Annotated in this window: 18 protein-coding genes; 16 read left to right on the top strand and 2 right to left on the bottom strand. The window is 51.8% G+C overall.

The features are described 5' to 3' along the window. The first annotated feature begins 210 nt into the window (after nt 1-210). From fliF to CMR03_RS00270, 15 genes are all read left to right on the top strand, one after another. On the top strand, nt 211-1,944 hold the full coding sequence (fliF, locus tag CMR03_RS00340) for a flagellar basal-body MS-ring/collar protein FliF (RefSeq protein ID WP_096010448.1): 1,734 nt from the start codon (nt 211-213) through the stop codon (nt 1,942-1,944). After that, nucleotides 1,941-2,933: a flagellar motor switch protein FliG gene (gene fliG / locus CMR03_RS00335; RefSeq protein ID WP_063879977.1), complete on the top strand. Its 993-nt coding sequence runs from the start codon at nt 1,941-1,943 to the stop codon at nt 2,931-2,933. The genes fliF and fliG overlap by 4 nt, the downstream gene beginning before the upstream one ends. Next, nucleotides 2,926-3,624: a flagellar assembly protein FliH gene (fliH, locus tag CMR03_RS00330; RefSeq protein WP_063879978.1), complete on the top strand. Its 699-nt coding sequence runs from the start codon at nt 2,926-2,928 to the stop codon at nt 3,622-3,624. Before fliG ends, fliH begins: the two co-directional genes overlap by 8 nt. After that, nucleotides 3,624-4,985, top strand: a complete 1,362-nt coding sequence (gene fliI / locus CMR03_RS00325) for a flagellar protein export ATPase FliI (RefSeq protein ID WP_096010447.1) — start codon at nt 3,624-3,626, stop codon at nt 4,983-4,985. The genes fliH and fliI overlap by 1 nt, the downstream gene beginning before the upstream one ends. 28 nt (nt 4,986-5,013) lie before the next feature. After that, complete coding sequence (fliJ, locus tag CMR03_RS00320) at nt 5,014-5,457, top strand: flagellar export protein FliJ (protein WP_063879980.1); 444 nt, start codon at nt 5,014-5,016, stop codon at nt 5,455-5,457. Next, nucleotides 5,454-6,728 carry a flagellar hook-length control protein FliK gene (locus tag CMR03_RS00315; RefSeq protein ID WP_096010446.1) on the top strand — a complete coding sequence of 425 codons (1,275 nt, stop codon included), beginning with the start codon at nt 5,454-5,456 and terminating at the stop codon, nt 6,726-6,728. Before fliJ ends, CMR03_RS00315 begins: the two co-directional genes overlap by 4 nt. 129 nt (nt 6,729-6,857) lie before the next feature. After that, nucleotides 6,858-7,343 carry a flagellar basal body-associated protein FliL gene (fliL, locus tag CMR03_RS00310; RefSeq protein ID WP_096010445.1) on the top strand — a complete coding sequence of 162 codons (486 nt, stop codon included), beginning with the start codon at nt 6,858-6,860 and terminating at the stop codon, nt 7,341-7,343. Nucleotides 7,344-7,347: 4 nt separating this feature from the next. Then, nucleotides 7,348-8,355 carry a flagellar motor switch protein FliM gene (gene fliM / locus CMR03_RS00305; protein WP_063879983.1) on the top strand — a complete coding sequence of 336 codons (1,008 nt, stop codon included), beginning with the start codon at nt 7,348-7,350 and terminating at the stop codon, nt 8,353-8,355. Further along, the gene (gene fliN, locus CMR03_RS00300; protein ID WP_063879984.1) at nt 8,348-8,761 is read left to right on the top strand and encodes a flagellar motor switch protein FliN; all 414 of its coding nucleotides are present in this window, start codon (nt 8,348-8,350) and stop codon (nt 8,759-8,761) included. The genes fliM and fliN overlap by 8 nt, the downstream gene beginning before the upstream one ends. 1 nt (nt 8,762) lies before the next feature. Next, nucleotides 8,763-9,161: a flagellar biosynthetic protein FliO gene (gene fliO / locus CMR03_RS00295; protein ID WP_063879985.1), complete on the top strand. Its 399-nt coding sequence runs from the start codon at nt 8,763-8,765 to the stop codon at nt 9,159-9,161. Next, nucleotides 9,161-9,892, top strand: coding sequence for a flagellar type III secretion system pore protein FliP (gene fliP / locus CMR03_RS00290; RefSeq protein ID WP_063881197.1), 732 nt, complete (start codon nt 9,161-9,163; stop codon nt 9,890-9,892). The genes fliO and fliP overlap by 1 nt, the downstream gene beginning before the upstream one ends. A gap of 26 nt (nt 9,893-9,918) precedes the next feature. Next, nucleotides 9,919-10,188, top strand: a complete 270-nt coding sequence (gene fliQ, locus CMR03_RS00285; protein WP_063879986.1) for a flagellar biosynthesis protein FliQ — start codon at nt 9,919-9,921, stop codon at nt 10,186-10,188. Beyond that, entirely contained in the window at nt 10,188-10,973 is a 786-nt protein-coding gene (gene fliR / locus CMR03_RS00280; RefSeq protein ID WP_063879987.1) for a flagellar biosynthetic protein FliR, read from the top strand. Before fliQ ends, fliR begins: the two co-directional genes overlap by 1 nt. A gap of 627 nt (nt 10,974-11,600) precedes the next feature. Further along, on the top strand, nt 11,601-12,236 hold the full coding sequence (gene rcsA, locus CMR03_RS00275; RefSeq protein ID WP_014593952.1) for a transcriptional regulator RcsA: 636 nt from the start codon (nt 11,601-11,603) through the stop codon (nt 12,234-12,236). A 140-nt stretch (nt 12,237-12,376) separates the two neighbouring features. Then, nucleotides 12,377-14,083 carry a methyl-accepting chemotaxis protein gene (locus tag CMR03_RS00270; protein WP_096010444.1) on the top strand — a complete coding sequence of 569 codons (1,707 nt, stop codon included), beginning with the start codon at nt 12,377-12,379 and terminating at the stop codon, nt 14,081-14,083. Nucleotides 14,084-14,208: 125 nt separating this feature from the next. Here CMR03_RS00270 and dsrB read toward each other — a convergent pair whose 3' ends face one another. Together dsrB and CMR03_RS00260 are read right to left on the bottom strand one after the other, a co-directional pair. After that, entirely contained in the window at nt 14,209-14,403 is a 195-nt protein-coding gene (dsrB, locus tag CMR03_RS00265; RefSeq protein ID WP_096010443.1) for a protein DsrB, read from the bottom strand. Nucleotides 14,404-14,466: 63 nt separating this feature from the next. Then, the gene (locus tag CMR03_RS00260) at nt 14,467-14,625 is read right to left on the bottom strand and encodes a YqaE/Pmp3 family membrane protein (protein ID WP_074181025.1); all 159 of its coding nucleotides are present in this window, start codon (nt 14,623-14,625) and stop codon (nt 14,467-14,469) included. Between the two features lie 307 nt (nt 14,626-14,932). Between CMR03_RS00260 and CMR03_RS00250 the strand changes: the two genes are divergently transcribed. Further along, nucleotides 14,933-15,157: a DUF2525 domain-containing protein gene (locus CMR03_RS00250; protein ID WP_063879990.1), complete on the top strand. Its 225-nt coding sequence runs from the start codon at nt 14,933-14,935 to the stop codon at nt 15,155-15,157. Nucleotides 15,158-15,393: the final 236 nt, after the last annotated feature.

The following is a 15,393-nucleotide window of genomic DNA, read 5'->3' as shown; positions in this document are numbered from 1 at the left end:
TGAAGATTTTTGATGAGGAGAGAAGTTAACATATTGTCAATAAGACAAAGCCCCTAAATGACACTAAAAACCGTGGCTTATTCACCCATCGAATTTTGCGTTTCATCAAATAATGCCAGGCATTGAAGTGGAAATTTTATTTAAGCAGGTCAGGGAGTCTGTTTTGCCAACACAACTAACCCGGTCAATTACGTCAGGCAGGAATCGGTCATGAATGCGAGTGCAGCCGCCACACAAGATCAAGATAAGAAAGGCTTCGGTGACCTTCTCGCTCGCCTGCGTGCTAATCCACGTATACCTTTAATCGTTGCCGCCGCCGCTGCCATTGCAGTGGTGTTTGCGTTAGTCCTCTGGGCCAAGACACCTAACTACAGCGTGTTATTCAGCAATCTCTCTAATGAGGATGGCGGTGCCATTGTCACGCAGTTGACGCAGATGAATGTACCTTATCGCTTTGCCGATAACGGTGGCGCATTGATGGTCCCTGATGACAAGGTGCATGAACTGCGTCTGCGTCTGGCACAGCAAGGTCTGCCGCAGGGTGGCAACGTTGGCTTTGAACTGCTGGATAAAGAGAAGTTCGGTATCAGCCAGTTCAGCGAGCAGGTGAACTATCAGCGCGCACTGGAAGGTGAGCTGGCGCGTACCATCGAATCACTGGGCCCGGTTAAAAGCGCTCGCGTGCACCTCGCGATGCCTAAACCTACCCTGTTCGTGCGTGAGCAAAAAGCCCCTTCTGCTTCGGTAACCTTAATGTTGCAGCCGGGTCGCGCCCTGGATGAAGGCCAGATTCAGGCCATTACCCACATGGTTTCCAGCAGCGTGGCCGGTTTACCACCGGGCAACGTCACCGTGGTGGATCAAAGTGGTCACCTGTTAACGCGTTCTGATGCAGTTGGCCGTGACCTGAATGATGCACAACTTAAATATGCTGCCGAAGTTGAAACCCGTTATCAGCAACGTATCGAAGCGATCCTGAATCCGATTCTGGGCCAGGGCAACGTGCATGCACAGGTCACCGCGCAGATTAACTTTGATACCCGCGAACAGACTGACGAGAAATATCAGCCAAATGGCGATCCGAAAAACGCGTCTATCCGCTCACAGCAGACCAGTACCAGCGATCAGTCTGGCAGCCCATATCCTGGCGGCGTGCCTGGCGCGCTGTCGAATCAGCCAGCGCCAGCCAACACCGCGCCGGTGAATGCACCTAATACCAACGCGGCTAACGGTCAGAATGCCAATGGCCAGAATGCAAATGGTCAGAATACGAACGCGAATGGTCAACGGACCAGCACTGCGGCCGCCAGCAGCGTGCCCACCAACTCTCGCCGCGATGACACGGTGAACTATGAGCTGGACCGCACCATTCGCCATACCAAGATGAATGTGGGCGATGTGCAGCGCCTGTCCGTCGCCGTGGTAGTGAACTATCGCGAAGACGATAAAGGCAAAGCGCTGGCACTGAATGATCAGCAGCTGAAGCAGATTGAAGACCTGACACGTGAAGCCATGGGTTATTCACAACAACGTGGCGACAGCGTCAATGTTGTGAACTCGCAGTTCAATACCACCGAACCAACGGTCAGTGAACTGCCCTTCTGGCAACAGCAGACGTTCTTTGACCAGTTGATGAACGCAGGTAAATGGCTGTTGGTTGCGCTGATTGCCTTCATCCTGTATCGCAAAATGGTGCGTCCACACGTACTGCGTAAGAAAGAAGCTGAGAAAGTGGCAGCAGAAGCGCTGGCCGCACGTGCCACACAGCAGAACGATCAGGAAGCGTACAGTGTCCAGCTCAGCAAAGATGAAATGGACCAGGAACGGAAAACTAATAACCGCATGAGCGCTGAAGTCATGAGCCAGCGTATCCGCGACATGTCTGAAAACGATCCGCGCGTTGTTGCGCTGGTTATTCGCGAATGGATGAGTAACGAACTATGAGTCTGACCGGTACTGAAAAAAGCGCCATTCTGATGATGACCATTGGCGAAGAACGCGCTGCGGAAGTGTTCAAGCATCTGAACCAACGTGAGGTTCAGCACCTGAGTGCGGCCATGGCCAGCATGCGTCAGGTGTCGCACAAGCAACTAACAGAAGTGCTGCGTGAGTTCGAATCTGATGCCGAGCAGTTCGCGGCGCTGAGCCTGAACTCTAACGATTACCTGCGTTCCGTCCTGACCCGAGCGCTGGGTGAAGAGCGTGCATCCAGCCTGCTGGAAGATATCCTTGAAACCCGCGATACCACCAGTGGGATGGAAACGCTTAACTTCATGGAACCGCAGGCGGCTGCCGATCTTATCCGCGACGAACATCCGCAGATTATCGCCACCATTCTGGTGCACCTCAAACGTGGCCAGGCGGCAGATATCCTGGCGCTGTTTGATGAGCGCCTGCGTCACGACGTCATGCTGCGTATTGCGACCTTCGGTGGCGTACAGCCAGCCGCGCTGGCAGAACTGACCGAAGTCCTGAACAGCCTGCTCGATGGTACCAACCTCAAGCGTGCGAAGATGGGCGGCGTAAGAACAGCGGCCGAAATTATCAACCTGATGAAAACTCAGCAGGAAGAAGCGGTCATCGAAGCGGTACGCGACTTCGACGGCGAGCTGGCACAGAAAATTATCGACGAGATGTTCCTGTTCGAAAACCTGGTGGAAGTGGACGATCGCAGCATCCAGCGCCTGTTGCAGGAAGTGGAGTCCGAGCAGTTGTTGATCGCACTGAAAGGTGCCGAGCAGCCACTGCGCGAGAAGTTCCTCAAAAACATGTCAGCACGTGCGGCAGATATCCTGCGCGACGATCTCGCCAACCGTGGTCCGGTGCGTATGTCTGCGGTCGAGAACGAACAGAAAGCAATCCTGTTGGTGGTTCGCCGCCTGGCAGAGTCCGGCGAGATGGTAATCGGTGGTGGCGAGGAAACCTATGTCTGATGCATTTTCCGCCCGTCCATGGCAGCTGTGGCAGCCGGTAGAGCTGGGTCGTACTGAAGAACCTGCCATGGTGACGGCTGAGCCAACAGACGTTGAGGTCTTCGAATCTGAAGAAGATGAGCAACAACAACAGTTTGAACATATGCAGCAGCAGCTGCGTAAAGAAGCCCATGGACAAGGCTATAGCGAAGGCCACCTGCAGGGATTTGCTGAAGGGCAGAAGACCGGTTACGACGCAGGCTTTCAGCAAGGTCTGGCCGATGCACAGCAGCAGCAGGCGCCGTTGCAGGCCCGTATGCAGCAGTTGGTGACTGAGTTTCAGAACACGCTGGAATCACTGGACAGCGTGATTGCAGCCCGCCTGATGCAACTGGCGCTTGAAGCCGCCCGTTCGGTGATCGGTCAGGCGACGACGGTGGATGGTAGTGCCCTGCTTCGTCAGATTCAGGGCCTGCTTCAGCAGGAACCTATGTTCAGCGGTAAACCTCAGCTGCGCGTGCATCCGGATGATTTACTGAGAATTGAGCAGACGTTAGGGCCCACGCTTGATCTGCACGGCTGGCGTTTACTGGCGGATAATACGTTGCATCCCGGCGGCTGTAAGCTCAGCGCCGAAGATGGCGATCTTGACGCCAGCGTAGCCACTCGCTGGCAGGAACTGTGCCGCCTTGCTGCACCGGGAGAGTTTTAATGACCACACGTCTGAACCGCTGGCTTGGCTCGCTTGATGCTTTTGAGAGTCGTATTGCGCAGGTCCAACCCATTCGTCGTTATGGACGTCTGACCCGTGCCACCGGCCTGGTGCTGGAGGCAACCGGCCTGCAGTTGCCCCTCGGTTCGACCTGTGTGATTGAACGTAACGACGGTAAAACCATTAGCGAAATTGAAAGTGAAGTGGTCGGCTTTAACGGTCAGAAGCTGCTGATGATGCCGCTGGAAGAAGTGGACGGCATTCTGCCTGGCGCTCGCGTTTATGCCCGCGCCACGGGTGAACACCCACAGGCAGGCAAACAGCTTCTGCTTGGCCCACAACTGCTGGGCCGCGTACTTGACGGCAGCGGACGTCCTCTTGATGGCCTGCCGTCACCGGAAACGGGCTACCGCGCGGCCTTAAATACGCCGCCGTTTAACCCCTTACAGCGTACGCCCATCACTGACGTACTGGATACCGGCGTGCGTGCTATCAATGCCCTGCTTACCGTCGGCCGTGGTCAACGTATGGGGCTGTTTGCGGGTTCAGGCGTCGGTAAGAGCGTGCTGCTTGGCATGATGGCGCGCTATACCCAGGCCGACGTGATTGTCGTGGGATTAATCGGTGAACGTGGTCGTGAAGTTAAAGACTTTATCGAAAATATTTTAGGTGCTGAAGGCCGTGCCCGTTCCGTGGTAATTGCCGCGCCGGCCGATGTGTCGCCGCTGTTACGTCTTCAGGGTGCCGCCTATGCCACACGAATTGCAGAAGACTTTCGCGATCGCGGTAAACATGTCCTGTTGATCATGGACTCCCTGACGCGCTATGCGATGGCGCAGCGTGAGATTGCCCTGGCGATCGGTGAGCCACCGGCCACCAAAGGCTATCCACCGTCCGTGTTTGCCAAGCTCCCGGCACTGGTTGAACGCGCCGGTAACGGCATCGATGGCGGCGGTTCCATTACCGCCTTTTACACCGTACTGACCGAAGGCGACGACCAGCAGGACCCGATTGCCGACTCTGCTCGCGCGATACTCGACGGGCACATCGTGTTGTCACGCCGTCTCGCTGAAGCCGGGCACTATCCGGCCATTGATATTGAAGCGTCAATCAGCCGTGCCATGACATCACTGATTGATGAGAACCAGTATGCACGCGTACGCCAGTTCAAGCAGTTGCTCTCGAGTTTCCAGCGCAACCGTGACCTGGTCAGCGTCGGCGCCTATGCCGCAGGCAGCGATCCCATGCTGGATAAAGCCATTCAGCTTTACCCGCAGATGGAAGCCTTCCTGCAACAAGGCATTTTTGAACGCAGTGAGTACGACGATGCCTGCCTGCACTTGCACGCCTTGTTCGGCTAAGCCGCGCGTTTAATACGAGGACATCCTAATGAAAACAGCTAATGCCATTGACACACTGCGTGACCTGGCGGAACAGGATCTGGAACGCGCTGCCGTTTTGTTAGGCGATATGCGCCGTGGTCAGCAGGCGGCTAACGAGCAGCTCACCATGCTGCTTGATTATCAGGATGAATACCGCAACAAGCTGAACAGCGACATGTCCAGCGGTATTGCCAGCAATCGCTGGACCAACTATCACCAGTTTATCCAGACGCTGGAAAAAGCGATTGACCAACATCGCAGTCAGTTACAGCACTGGAATCAACGACTGGAGCAGGCGCTGGTTAACTGGCGTGAAAAACAGCAGCGCCTGAATGCCTACCAAACGCTGATTACCCGGGCAGAGGAAAATGCATTACGACAAGAAAACCGTCTCGATCAGAAACGGATGGATGAATTTGCCCAACGGGCTTCACAGAGGAAAGGCGAATGATTACGTTGCCAAACACCGCGTTGACGACCAAAGCCATCGGCACCGCTGAAACATCAGGTACTACAGATTTGCTCGCCAGTGGTGGAGAAGCTCTGCCACAGGACTTTATTACCGCCCTGGGAAACCAGTTGCTTTCCCTCGCTAAACTGCACGGTAAAACCCCGCTGGCTACCGATAAAAATGTTACCGCTGACACTGAGGGTAAAACGGCCACGTCATTGAATGCCCTGCTCTCTTCGCTGGAAACACCCACGGCGCTCAGTGCCTTGTTTAAACCGGAAAATATTAAAGCCGGTACAAAATCAGCCGATGATAAGGATGAGTTAACTGGCGCTGTCCTTAATAACAGCGACATGCAGAATATTCAGGCGCTGTTTGCCATGTTACCGGCAACGGGTCTGCAGCAGGCGGTCAAAGAGAGCGTGGCAAGCCGTGACGCCGATAGCCTTCGGGAAGCTCCACGCTCAGCATTGTCAGCCCTGACCCAGGCTGTTAATACGGCACTGACCGGTGATGACAAAGAAACGAAGAACACTAAGGTGCAGGACGGAAACCTGGCGAGCAAAGTTAGCCAGACCAATCTGCCCGCTAGCGGCATAGCCTCCGCGGCAAGTAATAACCCCGCGGCTGCGCCTGCGACACTGACCACTGACGGCAGCTTTCAGCAAATACTCAGCAGCGTTACGAAGCAGGATGACCGCCCGTTAACGGCAACGGCCAGTGATAATCAGGCCATTATTAGTGCGCCCCTGAGCAGCGCCAGCAGTTTACTGCAGTCGCCTGGCGCAGCAGCGCCAATGAACTCACCGTCGACCCCGATGCTCAATGCGCATCTGGGCAGTAATGAATGGCAGCAGGCGCTGAGTCAGCAAATTGTGATGTTTAGTCGCAACGGTCAGCAGAACGCAGAGCTGCGTTTGCATCCTGAAGATTTGGGTGCGATTCAGATCAGCCTGAAACTGAATAACGATCAGGCACAGTTAAGTATGGTTTCCAGTCATAGCCATGTCAGAGCCGCGCTGGAAGCCGCGCTTCCCCAGTTGCGTAGTGCACTGGCTGAAAGCGGTATTAACCTGGGTGAGAGTCAGGTAAGCAGTGAGAGTTTTTCGCAGGGACAAGGCTTCCAGCAGCAACAGGAGGCGCGTCGCGACGGACAGCACGGCAGCTTCTCCCTTACTCAGGATAGTGATAACGACATTACGCCCATTGCCGTACCGCAGTCTCTTCAGGCCCGGTTAACCGGCAAGGGCGCAGTCGACACATTTGCCTGACAGCGACAAACGCTGAAGGTAAGCGTAAAACCCGTGTCTTTTCTTGCCATTGTTTGACTTAAGACACGCGATAATCTGTTCAGGCGAGCCGAGAGGCTTGCCCATAATTCACAGGAAGTTACTGCAAAAATGTCTGATAACGCGAAAGCCAAAGGCCGCAAACGAAAACTCTTAATACCAGTGTTACTGATCGTAACGCTGGCCGCTTGCAGCGTGGCAGGCTATGCAGTCTGGCGAATAATGAATAAACACGAGGGTGATAAGCCGGAGGTCGCGAAAGTTGAACCGCCTCCCGCCCCGGTCTTTTTTGCACTTGATACATTTACGGTTAACCTGGTCAATCCCGACAACGACCCAGACCGCGTTCTGTACGTAGGCTTTACGCTACGTCTGCCGGATGAAGAAACACGTCGTCGGATGAGTGACTACCTGCCTGAGGTTCGCAGTCGTCTGTTACTGCTGCTGTCTCGTCAGAACGCAGCTGCGCTGGCGACGGAGCAAGGAAAGCAAGCGCTTGTTGAGCAAATCAAACAGGCGCTGGCACCACCACTGGTAAAAGGTCAACCTCCGCAGGCTGTAGACGACGTACTGTTTACCGCCTTCATTTTGAGGTGAATCAATGGGCGACAGCATTCTCTCCCAGGCTGAAATTGACGCGCTACTTAACGGCGACAGCGGCAGTGCGGAAGAAGAAAAGAAACAAAACGGACCTGAGGGCGATATTCGTCCTTATGATCCGAATACCCAGCGTCGCGTGGTGCGCGAGCGTCTGCAGGCGCTGGAAATTATTAACGAGCGTTTTGCCCGTAGTTTCCGTATGGCGCTGTTTAACCTGCTACGCCGTAGCCCGGATATCAGCGTAGGCGCGATTAAGATTCAGCCTTACCATGAGTTTGCCCGCAATCTGCCGGTGCCAACCAACCTGAATCTGATCCACCTTAAACCGTTACGCGGTACGGCACTGGTGGTGTTTTCGCCGAGCCTGGTCTTTATTGCAGTTGATAACCTTTTTGGCGGTGATGGTCGTTTTCCTACTAAAGTAGAAGGACGTGAGTTTACCCATACTGAGCAACGTGTCATCCGCCGCATGCTGAAGCTGGCGCTGGACGGCTACAGCGATGCGTGGAAAGCCATTTACCCACTGGATGTCGAGTACGTGCGTTCGGAAATGCAGGTGAAGTTCACCAACATCACCACATCGCCTAACGATATCGTTGTGAATACGCCATTCCAGGTCGAGATCGGCAACCTTGTCGGTGAGTTCAACATCTGTATTCCGTTTTCGATGATTGAACCTCTGCGTGAGTTGCTGGTGAATCCGCCACTGGAAAACTCGCGTTCAGAAGACACACACTGGCGCGACAATCTGGTGAAGCAGGTTCAGCACTCCGAACTGGAACTGATTGCCCATTTTGCTGAAACATCATTGCGTCTGTCGCGCGTTTTACAGCTGAAGCCTGGTGATGTTCTGCCGATTGAAAAGCCAGAGCGCATTATTGCCCATGTGGACGGTGTGCCTGTTTTAACCAGCCAGTATGGCACGCTCAACGGCCAGTACGCCCTGCGTGTTGAACATTTGATTAACCCGATTTTGAATTCGCTTAACGAGGAACAGCCCCATGACTGACAGCAAGAAACCGTCCGATGACACCATCTCTGCGGACGATCTGTGGGCTGAAGCAATGAATGAGCAGGTTGGCTCTGGTGCCAGCGCTTCACAGAGTGACGACGTATTCAAAACGTTTGAAAGCAGTAATGCATCAGGTTCGTTGCAGGACATTGACCTGATCATGGATATCCCGGTGAAGCTCACCGTCGAGCTTGGCCGCACAAAAATGACGATTAAAGAACTCCTGCGTCTGACTCAGGGTTCCGTTGTCTCACTGGATGGTCTTGCAGGTGAACCTCTGGACATCCTGATTAATGGCTATTTGATTGCTCAGGGCGAAGTCGTCGTTGTGAACGATAAGTATGGCGTGCGCATCACAGATATTATTACGCCGTCAGAACGTATGCGTCGCCTGAGCCGTTAAGATGAATAACCAGAATCACACGCTACAACCTGCTACGCCTCCGGCGCAGCCGATTTCGGCAGGTTCAGTACTGACTCAAGTCAGTGGCGTATTAGTCGTCATTATATTGTTGATTCTGGCCTGTGCCTGGCTGGCTCGCCGCATGGGGTTTGCGCCTAAAAAAGTGGGCAGCCGTGAGCTTAATCTTACGGCCAGTGTGCAGGTTGGTCAGCGCGAGCGCGTCGTGATTGTGGATACACCTGATGCGCGCCTGGTGCTTGGCGTCACTGCTCAGCAGATTACTCACCTGCATACGTTGCCACCGGCCTCACCCGACATGAACACACCGGAAAAGCCAGCACCGCAGGATTTCCGTCAGCTGTTACAAAATCTGGTTAAACGTCCCGGAAAAAATCCATGATGCGTCGACTGCTTCCTCTTCTGCCGCTGCTGTTGCTGGCACCGGTCGCCCATGCCCAACTGCCGGGCCTGGTTAGTCAGCCATTAGCCAATGGTGGCCAAAGTTGGTCACTGCCGGTGCAAACGCTGGTTTTTATTACCTCGTTAACGTTTCTTCCGGCCATTCTGTTAATGATGACAAGCTTTACCCGCATCATTATCGTTTTCGGCCTGCTGCGTAGTGCCCTGGGGACGCCTTCCGCGCCACCTAACCAGGTATTACTTGGCCTGACGCTCTTTTTAACTTTTTTTATTATGGCCCCGACGTTCGATAAAATTTATCAGGATGCCTACCTGCCTTTTAGTCAGGATAAAATCAATATGGATGTGGCGATTGAAAAAGGGTCGCAGCCGCTGCGTGAGTTTATGCTGCGTCAAACCCGTGAGGCCGACTTAGCGTTATTTGCCCGCCTCGCTAATACAGCACCCATTGCTGGGCCCGAAGCCGTGCCGATGCGCATTTTGCTGCCTGCTTATGTCACCAGCGAATTAAAAACCGCTTTCCAAATTGGCTTTACGGTATTTATTCCTTTCTTAATTATCGACCTGGTCGTTGCCAGTGTATTAATGGCGTTAGGTATGATGATGGTTCCCCCGGCAACCATTGCTCTGCCTTTTAAATTAATGTTGTTTGTTCTGGTGGACGGCTGGCAATTGCTGGTGGGATCGCTGGCACAAAGTTTCTATTCCTGATCTCATCCGTTGCACGGGAGAAATACATGACACCTGAATCGGTAATGGCTATGGGACAGGAAGCGATGCGCGTTGCGCTGCTCCTGGCTGCCCCCATGCTACTGGCCGCGCTGGTTAGCGGTTTACTGGTGAGCCTGCTGCAAGCGGCTACCCAGATCAATGAACAAACGCTGTCTTTTATTCCAAAAATTATTGCAGTGGCAACCACTGGCATCATTGCCGGCCCGTGGATGTTAAACGTGTTGCTGGATTACATCCGCACCGTCTTTTCTAACCTGCCTTATATCATCGGCTGATGATTACTCTCGATAGTAGCCAACTTGTTCACTGGGTCAGTCAGTTTTTCTGGCCGCTGGTGCGCATTTTGGCCCTACTGTCGACCGCTCCGGTGCTCAGTGAACGATCGGTGAGCAAACGGGTAAGAATTGGTCTTGCGGCCATGATTACCTGGATACTGATCCCCAATTTGCCCCCGGTAAACGTGACCCTGTTTTCACCGGCGGGCTTCATGTTGCTGATTCAGCAGATGCTCATTGGTATTGCCATTGGTTTTACCATGCAGTTTGCCTTTGCCGCCGTTCGTACCGCCGGTGAGTTGATTGGCTTGCAGATGGGCCTGTCGTTTGCCACCTTCTTCGATCCCGCCAGCCGACTGAACATGCCCGTCCTTGCTCGCTTCCTCGACATGCTGGCGATGCTTTTATTTTTGACGTTCAATGGCCACCTGTGGCTTATTTCGCTGCTGTCGGACAGTTTTCATACGTTGCCCATTGGTGGCGAACCGCTGCACGCTAATGCTTTTATGGCACTGGCAAAATCGGCCAGCATGATTTTCCTTAACGGCATGATGTTAGCGCTACCCTTGATCGTTTTACTCCTCACGCTAAACATGGTCCTGGGTTTGTTAAACCGCCTTTCACCACAGTTATCAATCTTCGCGATTGGCTTCCCGATTACCTTATCAGTGGGCATCCTGACCATCAGCCTGCTAATGCCTCTCCTTGCGCCCTTCTGTGAGCACCTGTTCGGCGAAATATTTGATCTGCTGGCCCTGTTCCTGACAGAACTGTCCCCCGCCTGAACATTAAGTATCTAACTATTTATCACTTTTGATACTTAAGAAACCCATAACTATCAGAGCATTTTTCAAACCACATTTTTCAGAAATCAACTAAGGATAATCTGATAAGCGTGCGGAAAGTCTTAAAATTATTCTTATTAAACCGCGCTTCGCGTATTTTAGTCAGGCGGTTAACAGAGTCATCGACAGGGTTGTTTTGGTGATAAATTCGGCAATACATTGAATTTATTCAAGAAAAATTTTTATGTGATTTTTCTTGTCAGAAAATGTTTTTTCCGGCATTGTCAAATCGCTTATCGACATCACACTTTCGTGAAATAAATGTTTTTAAGACTTGTCCTATCAGAAAACTCTGGGTTTTCGGCGATAGTGACAGCGCTCCCAAAAAACGGTATTTCGCTCAGTGCGGCTTTATATCAACAAATCAGGTTGATACAGGCTCATGTGTGAGGTCAGAGCAATACAAAATTTTTGCAGAACGGGTCAGGGAAGAAGACTTTTATGGGCCATTGCCTGTTGCCTCGCTGCATCAGCACAATAAAAAAAAGCGCTTTGAAATCTTCTCGTACCGCAACGCGTAATTCATCGTTGATTTAAACGGATAACAAATTGGTGAGGGTCGCTAACATGCCAACGATTATTATGGATTCCTGCAACTACACACGCCTGGGATTATCAGATTATATGTCGTCGAAAGGAGTGAAAAAGAAAAATATCACTTCCGTCTCCGACATTGAGCAATTACAGCAAAGATGTGAGCAGTTAAAACCAGGTGTTGTTTTTATTAATGAAGATTGCTTCATTCATGAAACCGACTCCAGCGAACGTATTCGCAGTGTTATTAATCAGCATCCTGAGACACTGTTTTTTATATTTATGGCCATCAGCAATATTCATTTTGAAGAATATTTGTATGTCCGTAAAAATTTAATTATCACCTCAAAAGCCATCAAGCCTTCGACGCTGGATTCACTTTTGAGTACCTATTTGCAAAAGAAACTCAATATGTCACCGCGTATTTCTTCGGGTCTCGATGTCCACCCGCTTACGCTAAGTCAGACGGAGTCCAATATGCTGAAAATGTGGATGTCAGGTCATGACACCATCCAGATATCAGATAAAATGCAAATTAAAGCGAAAACCGTTTCGTCCCATAAAGGCAATATCAAGCGGAAAATTAAAACGCATAACAAACAGGTGATTTATCACGTGGTGCGTTTAACCGATAACGTGACGTCCGGCATCTATGTCAACGTAAGGTAGTACCTCCCGTCTTCAGGAACTGGCCCACAAGGCCGGTTTTTTTTTGGATTAGCGATCCAGATCTCATTTTCAAGCGTAAACCTTTCCGTTCTTTTGCCGATGTTTTGTTCAACAGAACAACCTCCTAAGAGAGCAAGGAAATGAACACGACGCTGGTTAATGAAGGACATCACAAACTCAGTATTTGGCAAAATATCCGCCTGGTTCCTCTGTTTAGTTTGATATTTGGCGGTATCTTGTTTCTGTTCGCGCTCTGTATCGCGATATCAAGCTATTTCCTTATCCTTAGTAATCAATCACTAAAAGACGCAACCGACGAAATTCAGGTACGTAATGGGCTGGTCGACAGTTCCTCTCATATGCGTTCTGCGCGGTTAAATATTATCCAGGCCGGTGCCGCAGCACGTATTGGCGAAATGGATGAGTTCAACGCCAACCTGGCGGCAACCGATGATCGTATCAAACAGGCTTCAGAAGGTCTTAAAATCTATCTGAATCGTAAAAGTAAAACCCCTGAAGGCACCAAGGTGGACGAGCAGTTACAGGCTCTGTTCAAAGAGTATGTGACTAAGGGCCTGATGCCGATGATCGACGCCGGAAAACAGGGCAGTTTTGAAAGTATCATTGCTCAGGAAACCGATACGACGCGCAAACTGGATAACGCCTATAAAGCCGTGTTGATGCAAGCGATTAAACTTCGTGATGTGCGCTCCGCGCAGATCAACGAGCAGGCTGCCGAGCAGTCTCGCATTGGCTTTATCGCTATGGGTTCCGCATTTATTGCTGCCCTTCTACTGGTGTTGCTGACCTTTGTGTTTTTACGTCGGGTGGTCATTAATCCACTGCACAGTTCAGTGGCGCATATAGAACGTATCGCGCAAGGGGATTTAACGGCACCTTCCGTCCCGCACGGTCGTAACGAGATTGGTTTGTTGCTGGACAACCTGCAACACATGCAGCAGTCGTTAATCAAAACGGTAGGCACGGTTCGTGAAGGTGCGATTGCGATTTATCAGGGATCAAGTGAAATTACGGCTGGCAACACCGACCTTTCTTCTCGTACAGAGCAACAGGCTGCCGCACTCGAACAAACCGCAGCCAGCATGGAACAGCTAACGGCCACGGTAAAACAGAATGCTGATAATGCGCACCATGCAAGCCAGCTGGCCGCTGATGCATCAGGCAAGGCACGTAGTGGCGGTGATATGGTGAACGGCGTGGTGAAAACCATGAACGACATCTCCGGCAGTTCGAAGAAAATTGCCGAGATCACCAACGTGATCAACAGCATTGCCTTCCAGACCAATATTCTGGCGCTTAACGCCGCGGTTGAGGCTGCGCGTGCAGGTGAACAGGGACGCGGGTTTGCGGTCGTCGCCAGTGAAGTACGCAACCTTGCCCAGCGCAGTGCGCAGGCTGCAAAAGAAATCGAATCGCTAATCGCAGAATCCGTGAAATTGGTCAGCAGTGGTTCACAGCAGGTGGGTGAAGCCGGCAGCACCATGGGCGAGATCGTAGAAGCGGTCCGTCGGGTGACCGATATTATGTCGGAAATTGCCGCGGCCTCCGATGAACAAAGCCGGGGTATTCAGCAGGTCAGCCAGGCCGTGACTGAGATGGATAACGTTACACAGCAAAACGCCTCGCTGGTTGAAGAAGCCTCTGCAGCAGCGTCCTCACTGGAAGATCAAGCGGGTAAGTTAACGAAAGCGGTCGCCGCGTTCCGTTTACAGGATACGCCGGTAGCGAAGTCAACTTATCAACCGGATACAGCCCCAAAAGTTTCCGCGCCAACGTTACGTCCAGCCGCGGTCACTCACGGCAACGAGAACTGGGAAACGTTTTAAAAAACGCTGAAGCTTTAGCCACACTGCCAGACATTATCTGACTGGCAGGCAGACAAGTAAGAAAAAAATCGCCCTCTGCGTATCACTATGCAGAGGGCAATTTTTTTACCGGTTACGCGCAGGCGTCAGGCGGAAGGATAGGGTTCGACGAAAACGCCATCCTGATGGCTGCTCTCGTTAAAAAACCAGATACCCTGCGGGTAATCTTCCAACGCGACCAGAAACATTGTGCCTTCACTAAAAGGCTCTACGGCAAGAATTGTGCCGGTTCGCCGTGGCCCACCATCCGTTTTAACACTGACGCGATCGTCTACCTTCATTTACGACTCTCCTGATATTTTCCTGCTGAACAGTTTAATCGAAGAGCGCCCGTAATGCAGGCGTTAGCGACGTGCGATAACCCAGACAGCGTGGATGATACCCGGGATGTATCCGCATAGCGTCAGTAAGATATTGAGCCAGAACGCGCCTGCAAAACCCACCTGCATAAAAACACCGAGTGGGGGGAGTAAGATCGCGATAAGAATTCGAAGTAAGTCCATAACCATTCCTTTAGGTATTGATAAAAAACGTTTTGTTATCAAATATAGCCCCTTTTTGCCAGGTTACAGCAAAAGTCAGGTAAATCTGAGTAATGCGTTTTTTCATTTTCCTGACATTTCCCTGCGAGACGTTTAACAGGCAGAACAGATAAGCTTCATTTCGTTGCTTTCCTCCCCAGGAAATACAACACCCAAAGTAACAAGGATTATTTGCCCGCGCAGCGCGGGCTTTTTTTTAACTTCCCTGCCCCCGCATTTTCCGCTAAGTTGTATATTTATTGCTCACACTGACCGCTGGAGGCATGCCATGACGCTTCCCCACTTACCCGATCAGAACGACAGAGACAGAGAAATGGACGCGCTGCTTAAGGCGATACAGCCTGAAAGCACTGGCGATCTTCAGGATTACTTTTCTCAACAAAAGCATTCATCCTCGCTCGCGGATGATCATCGTGCCGGGCTGTGCCGTGAACCCGCCGAGCAATGTGAGATGGATATTCAGGATTGCCGTTATGGCGAGATAAGCCGATAGACGACAAGCCGCGCGCCTGTCGCCATAGCGCACACAAAAAAATACCCGGCGCGAGCCAGGTAAGTAGTCAATTCGTTACATCAGGGAAGTCATAGTGCTCTTCGAGACTACGCTTCCCATAAGCCATAACAAGCCTTTTCCATGCGTGTTTTACTCACCTCATTGCCGTCCGCGCGGTCAAACCCACTTCTCTGTCTTGTTAATTCAGCAATAATCGATGCACGATATGACGGAAC

Source organism: Pantoea allii (assembly GCF_002307475.1).
Classification (GTDB): Bacteria; Pseudomonadota; Gammaproteobacteria; order Enterobacterales; family Enterobacteriaceae; genus Pantoea; species Pantoea allii.
This window is presented reverse-complemented; position numbering and strand designations above follow the sequence as displayed.

Excerpts from the sequence above, each read along its gene's own strand:
- fliO (WP_063879985.1), top strand. The coding sequence starts at position 8,763 with ATGAATAACCAGAATCACACGCTACAACCTGCTACGCCTCCGGCGCAG.
- CMR03_RS00315 (WP_096010446.1), top strand. The coding sequence starts at position 5,454 with ATGATTACGTTGCCAAACACCGCGTTGACGACCAAAGCCATCGGCACC.
- fliP (WP_063881197.1), top strand. The coding sequence starts at position 9,161 with ATGCGTCGACTGCTTCCTCTTCTGCCGCTGCTGTTGCTGGCACCGGTC.
- dsrB (WP_096010443.1), bottom strand. The coding sequence starts at position 14,403 with ATGAAGGTAGACGATCGCGTCAGTGTTAAAACGGATGGTGGGCCACGG.
- CMR03_RS00250 (WP_063879990.1), top strand. The coding sequence starts at position 14,933 with ATGACGCTTCCCCACTTACCCGATCAGAACGACAGAGACAGAGAAATG.
- fliM (WP_063879983.1), top strand. The coding sequence starts at position 7,348 with ATGGGCGACAGCATTCTCTCCCAGGCTGAAATTGACGCGCTACTTAAC.
- fliJ (WP_063879980.1), top strand. The coding sequence starts at position 5,014 with ATGAAAACAGCTAATGCCATTGACACACTGCGTGACCTGGCGGAACAG.
- fliN (WP_063879984.1), top strand. The coding sequence starts at position 8,348 with ATGACTGACAGCAAGAAACCGTCCGATGACACCATCTCTGCGGACGAT.
- CMR03_RS00270 (WP_096010444.1), top strand. The coding sequence starts at position 12,377 with ATGAACACGACGCTGGTTAATGAAGGACATCACAAACTCAGTATTTGG.
- fliL (WP_096010445.1), top strand. The coding sequence starts at position 6,858 with ATGTCTGATAACGCGAAAGCCAAAGGCCGCAAACGAAAACTCTTAATA.
- rcsA (WP_014593952.1), top strand. The coding sequence starts at position 11,601 with ATGCCAACGATTATTATGGATTCCTGCAACTACACACGCCTGGGATTA.
- fliH (WP_063879978.1), top strand. The coding sequence starts at position 2,926 with ATGTCTGATGCATTTTCCGCCCGTCCATGGCAGCTGTGGCAGCCGGTA.
- CMR03_RS00260 (WP_074181025.1), bottom strand. The coding sequence starts at position 14,625 with ATGGACTTACTTCGAATTCTTATCGCGATCTTACTCCCCCCACTCGGT.
- fliR (WP_063879987.1), top strand. The coding sequence starts at position 10,188 with ATGATTACTCTCGATAGTAGCCAACTTGTTCACTGGGTCAGTCAGTTT.
- fliI (WP_096010447.1), top strand. The coding sequence starts at position 3,624 with ATGACCACACGTCTGAACCGCTGGCTTGGCTCGCTTGATGCTTTTGAG.
- fliQ (WP_063879986.1), top strand. The coding sequence starts at position 9,919 with ATGACACCTGAATCGGTAATGGCTATGGGACAGGAAGCGATGCGCGTT.
- fliF (WP_096010448.1), top strand. The coding sequence starts at position 211 with ATGAATGCGAGTGCAGCCGCCACACAAGATCAAGATAAGAAAGGCTTC.
- fliG (WP_063879977.1), top strand. The coding sequence starts at position 1,941 with ATGAGTCTGACCGGTACTGAAAAAAGCGCCATTCTGATGATGACCATT.